This is a genomic window from Actinomadura sp. 7K507 (assembly GCF_004348425.1).
Classification (GTDB): Bacteria; Actinomycetota; Actinomycetes; order Streptosporangiales; family Streptosporangiaceae; genus Spirillospora.
This window is the reverse complement of record NZ_SMKK01000470.1, coordinates 1-2,567: the sequence shown is the minus strand read 5'-3', so window position 1 is coordinate 2,567 and position 2,567 is coordinate 1. Positions and strand designations below refer to the sequence as shown.

Genomic DNA, 2,567 nt, shown 5'->3' with positions numbered 1-2,567 from the left:
GCTCCTGCTCGTCCTGCGCGATCTGGAGCAACGCCGCATCCCGCTCGGCGGCATGGTCAACAGGGGATTCGGCGACGTCACGGTCACATCCATCGAGTTCTCCGTCAACGGCAGCGACGCGGCCGCCGCCAGGCCCGCCTTCGCCATCGAGGCGCCGCCCGGCGAGACCGTCAAGGACGCCGTGCAGATCACCAATTTGACCGGCGAGCCTCTCGACTTCCGGCTCTACGGAGCCGACGCCTACAACACCCCCCGCGACGCCGGGTTCGCGCTGCGCGCCGCGAACGAGCCGAGCAAGGACGTCGGCGCCTGGATCACCCTGAAGCGCGGGACGCTGAAGGTCCCGGCGCGCAAGGCGGTGAAGGTCCCCTTCACCCTGGAGATCCCGCCCAACGCCACGCCCGGCGAGCACATCGGCGGCATCGTCGCGCTCAACACCGCGATCGAGAGCGTCCAGGAGTCCGGCGGCGCCCGCGTCGGGGTGCGGCGGGCCGTCGCCGCCCGCGTCTACCTCCGGGTCGCCGGGCCGCTGACCCCGAGCCTGCGGATCGGCGGGCCCGACACCGCCCGCACCGAGCCGCTGGTGCCCTACGTGAACCAGAGCCGGGGGACGATCCGCTACACCGTCGTCAACTCCGGCAACCAGCGGCTCTCGCCCACCGCCCGCGTGTGGGCGACGGGCATCTTCGGCCGCCGCGTCGAAGAGTGGCCCGACCGGCGCCTGCCCGAGATCCTGCCCGGCCAGCGAACGGAGATCACGGTGCCGTGGAACGGCGTCCCGCCGCTGGACGCGGTCACCGTCCGGGTGGAGCTGACCACCGCCGACGGCGTCCGGGTCCGGGGCCAGGACCAGTTCACCGCGGTGCCGTGGGTGGCGCTGCTCGTGCTCGTCGGGACGGTGTTCGTGGTGTGGTCGGTGCTGCCGAGGCTCATCCGCCGCTGGCGGGAACGGGCCGGACTGGCCTCCGGCGGCGAGGGGATCCTCGGATGAGACGTCTCGCCCACGCCCTCGCGGCCGTCCTGCTCACCGCCGCGCCCGCCACCGTGCTCGCCACGGGGCTCGCCCCGGCGGCGCCCGCGGAGGCGTCCTCGCGCGCCAGGCCCGGCGTGAGCGTCGAACCCGCGCGGGCGGCGGCCGGCACCTCCGCCCGGGTCCGCGGCAGCGGGTGGACTCCGGGAGCCACCGTCCAGGTCCAGGTGTGCGGCGCCAGGGCCGTGCACGGCTCGGCCGACTGCGACACCGGACGCGGCGTCACCGCCATGGTCGCGCCCACCGGGTCGTTCGAGGCGGGCCTCACCGTGGGCGCGCCGCCGTCCGCGTGCCCGTGCGTGATCCGGGCCGGGACGCTGCCCGGCGGGGCGGCCGCGCCCGCGAACGCCACCGCTCCGTTCACGGTGCAGGGGCACCCCGTCCGGCGCATCGAGCGGGACGTCGCTCCCGTGCGCGCGGACGTCGTCGGCGTCGAGCTCGTCGGCGGGGGAGAGCGCGGCGAGCTGTTCGGCGGCCGGACCGAGCGGACCCTGGTGCTGCGGATCCGCAACGCGGGCGCCGACCCGATCGAGAACGCCCCGCTGGTGGTCGGCTGGGGCGGCGGCGACGAACCGGACACCCCCCTGACCGCCCCCGAGACCGGTGTCCTCCGGCCGGGCGAGACCGCCACCTACCGCGTCCCCGTGGAGTTGCCGCGGGCGTCGTTCGGCACCTTCGTGGTCGGCGGCCGCTACGCCGGCCAGGTGCCGTTCGAGACCTCCTTCAGTACCTACCCCTGGGGCCTGCTCGGCGTGAACCTGCTGGCCGCGATGCTGCTGCTCCTCGGCATCCGGCTCGCGCTGGGCCGCCGGGCCGCTCGCCGCCGGCGCCGCCGTCTCGGCGCCGTGCCCCCGGCGCTCGGGGCCGCCACCGCCGCCGGACAGACCCCGGCGCACCACCGGGCGGCCCCGAGTCCCGCCGGAACCGTCGAGATCGACGACCTGATCGGCTACCTGGACACGACGGCGCGGTCGCCGTCGGGAGCGTACGTGGTGGACCGCGACGCGCTGGTCGGCTACCTGGAGGAGCGGCGCGGCGGGGAGCTGCGTCCGGTCGATGTCGAGGCGCTGGAGCGGTTCCTTTCCACATCCCATGGGGAGGCGCGATGAACGGCCCGGCGACCGGCCCGGCGACCGGCCCGACGCCCAGCCCGACGGCCGCCCTGCCGGCCACGAGGCCGCACTCCCGCCGCCGCGCCCCCGGCGCCGCGGCGGGGACCGCCGTGGCCGCCTCGGCCGCCGCCGGCCCGCTGGCCGCCGGCACCGTGCTGCTGCTCGCCGACGCGCTCGGCGGTGTGGTGGGAGTGCCCGGCGACGTCGTCACCTACATCGCGCTGACCGGACTGCTGCTCGCCTGCGTGATGCTCCCCGCCGCACTGTGGCTGGCCCGCCGCACGCCCGTGCGCGGGCTCGTCGCGGCCGCCGGCGCCCTGGCGGGGCTCGCCGTCGTCGCGGCGGGCCTGGTCCCGGCCGTCCCCGTCTTCGCGACCGCGCTGATGGCGGCGGGAATCGCCGGAGACCCGCGCGAGGACCAGCGC

2 protein-coding genes and 1 pseudogene are annotated in these 2,567 nt (G+C 76.8%); all 3 read left to right on the top strand.

Annotation, left to right across the window (positions count from 1 at the left end; translation table 11 throughout):
- Positions 1-991: DUF916 domain-containing protein (locus tag E1285_RS44510; protein WP_132160939.1), on the top strand; the 991-nt coding region annotated here is incomplete at its 5' end.
- The gene (locus tag E1285_RS44505; protein WP_132160938.1) at positions 988-2,139 is read left to right on the top strand and encodes a hypothetical protein; all 1,152 of its coding nucleotides are present in this window, start codon (positions 988-990) and stop codon (positions 2,137-2,139) included. The genes E1285_RS44510 and E1285_RS44505, both read left to right, overlap by 4 nt.
- Positions 2,136-2,567: pseudogene (locus E1285_RS44500) on the top strand (hypothetical protein); the annotation flags it as partial. The gene E1285_RS44505 and the pseudogene E1285_RS44500, both read left to right, overlap by 4 nt.

What these genes read in the sequence shown, in the direction of transcription:
- E1285_RS44505 (WP_132160938.1), top strand. Translation starts at nt 988, where the DNA reads ATGAGACGTCTCGCCCACGCCCTCGCGGCCGTCCTGCTCACCGCCGCG.